The following is a 2,583-nucleotide window of genomic DNA, read 5'->3' as shown; positions in this document are numbered from 1 at the left end:
GCCGCTGGAAAAAGTCGTGCCCCGCCCGGCGAAGAGCCACCGGCCCGAAGGTGCCGCATCACCCGCCAATCTCCGGTCGAAGGCGACCGAGCTCGTCGCCCCGATCCCGATCGTCCCGCCCGTCATCCCGCCGCCGATCGTCGCCGCGCTCAAGCCCGGCGTCGGCAGTGCGGCAACGACCGGCGCCGCGCCGGTCCCGGGGCCCGGCACTGGCGCGGGCGGTGAGGGCGACGGTACCGGCAGCGGCCGCTATGGCGACGGCGACGGCGATGGCGGTGACGAGAGCCCGCCGCGGCTGTTGAAGGGGCGGTTCAGGAACAGGGACTTCCCCAATGCGGAGGCGATCATCGGCGCGGGCGGCGTGGTCGGTGTCCGCTACACCGTCGAGACAACCGGCCGCGTCACCGGGTGCAGCATCACGCGTTCGAGCGGCAATGCGGTGCTCGACGCGACCACCTGCCGGCTGATCGAACTGCGCTATCGCTACCGGCCCTGGCTCGACGCCGCGGGGCGCCCGGTCCGCTCGACCGTCGTCCACAATCAGGAATGGGTCAACGAACTCGGCCCCCCCGAGGACGACGACTGATCCCCTTGCCGCCGTGCGATGCGGCGGGCACGATGGCGCGGCATGATCACCGCCCTGCTCCTGATCGCCGCGCAGGCAAGCGTGGCGCCGGTCGCCCCCGACCCCCGCGTCGCGGCACGTGTCGACCGGGTGCTCAGGAAGACCCCGGTCATCGACGGCCATAACGACCTCGCCTGGGAAATCCGCGACGTACACGGCGCGAAGGTCGAATCGCTCGATCTCGCTGCGGACACACGCCCGCTCCAGACGGACATTCCCCGCTTGCGCAAGGGCCGTGTCGGCGCACAATTCTGGTCGGTGTGGATCCCCGCAGATATGACCGGCCCGCGCGCGGTCGAGATGACGCTCGAACAGATCGACATCGTCCGCCGATTCGTCGCCGCCAACCCCGCCGCGCTCGAACGCGCGACCAGCGCCGCCGATATCCGTCGGATCGAGAAGGCGGGGCGGATCGCGTCGCTGATCGGGGTCGAGGGCGGGCACCAGATCGACGGGCGCCTCTCCGTGCTGCGCCAGTACCGCGCGCTCGGCGTCGGTTACATGACGCTGACGCACGGCAAGAGCCTGAACTGGGCGGACAGTTCGACCGATGCGCCGCGGGCGAACGGGCTCACCGATTTCGGCCGCGCGGTCGTCGCCGAGATGAACCGGATCGGCATGATCGTCGATGTCAGCCACGTCTCCGACGCGACGATGCGCGCGGTCCTTGCCGCGGCCAAGGCGCCGGTGATGGCCTCGCATTCCAGCGCCCGCGCGCTGACCGATGCACCGCGCGACATTCCCGACGACCTGCTTGCCGCAATCGGCGCAAACGGCGGGATCGTCATGGTCAATTTCTATCCCGCCTTCGTCTCGACCGCGTGGCGGGCCTGGGATGCCGACCGGACCGCCTTAGCCAAGACTGCAGGCGTGCCCGCCAACGTCTATGGCGCGCGTTCGCCTGCGCCGCTGGTCGCCTGGGACCGGGACCATCCCGAACCGCGTGTCACCGCCGCGACCGTTGCGGATCATGTCGAGCATATCGCGCGGGTGGCTGGCCGCGATCATGTTGGCCTCGGTGGCGATTATGACGGGATCAACGGCACCGGGCCCGAGGGGATGACCGGCGTCGACGGCTATCCGCTGCTGTTCGCCGAACTCGCGCGCCGCGGCTGGAGCGATGCCGACATGGCCAGGCTCGCCGGCGGCAACATGCTGCGCGTCATGGATGCCACAGACGCGGTCGCGCGGTCGCTGTCGGAACTGCCACCGGGCGACGCGATCGATATCGCCTCGCGCTGAGGTTCAGGGCACCGGCATCCGCGGCGTTGCCACCGGCTCGACCCGCAATGGTGGCACCGCGCGCAGCCTCAGCCCGATCGCCAGTGCCGCACCGCCGACGACCAGGCAAAAGTCCGTCACGCCGGGCCAGCCGGCATGCGTCCACGCGAACCCGCCCGCGGAGCCCAGCACGCTCGACCCCATATAATAGAAGAACAGGTAGAACGCCGCCGCCTGCCCGCGCGCGCCACCGCCCGCGACATTCTGCGCGCGTCGCCCGACCCAGGCGCTCGCGATCGAATGCGCGCCGAAGAAGCCGATCGTCACCACCGCGATCCCGGCGATCACCAGCACCAGCGGCTGCATCGCGGTCAGCGCGACGCCCGCGATCAGCACCACCACCGGCACCCAGAAGATCGTCCGCCGCCCCAGCCGCCCGGCGAGCGTCCCGAACCGCGCCGAGCTGATCGACCCCAGCACATAAAGCAGGAACACCGCGCCCACCGCCGACTGGCTGAGCCCGTAGGGCGGCCCCATCAGCCGGAATCCCGCATAATTATAGATGGTGACGAACACCCCCATCAGCAGGAACGCCTCGAGATACAGGAGCGGCATCGCCCGGTCGGCGAACAGCGCGCGCGCATCGCGGACGAGGGCGGCGGGTCGTCCACCGCTCGGTGTGAAGTTGCGCGACGGCGGGGCGAGCCGGCGAAACGCTTCGGCCATCGCCAGCCCCG

Annotated in this window: 2 protein-coding genes and 1 pseudogene; 2 read left to right on the top strand and 1 reads right to left on the bottom strand. The window is 70.6% G+C overall.

Features of this window, described 5'->3' with window-relative positions:
* Nucleotides 1-586 (top strand): energy transducer TonB (locus sphsw_RS09720; RefSeq protein WP_042467011.1); only part of this gene is annotated, 586 nt, incomplete at its 5' end.
* 42 nt (nt 587-628) lie between these two features.
* The gene (locus sphsw_RS09715; RefSeq protein WP_031440444.1) at nt 629-1,867 is read left to right on the top strand and encodes a dipeptidase; all 1,239 of its coding nucleotides are present in this window, start codon (nt 629-631) and stop codon (nt 1,865-1,867) included.
* A gap of 3 nt (nt 1,868-1,870) precedes the next feature.
* Here the strand turns inward: sphsw_RS09715 and sphsw_RS09710 are convergent.
* Nucleotides 1,871-2,583, bottom strand: a pseudogene (locus tag sphsw_RS09710) (MFS transporter); the annotation flags it as partial.

The sequence above is a fragment of the Sphingomonas sp. FUKUSWIS1 genome (assembly GCF_000733135.1).
Taxonomy (GTDB): Bacteria; Pseudomonadota; Alphaproteobacteria; order Sphingomonadales; family Sphingomonadaceae; genus Sphingomonas; species Sphingomonas aerolata.
The sequence above is the reverse complement of the archived record's forward strand: the minus strand, read 5'-3'. Positions and strand labels throughout refer to the sequence as shown.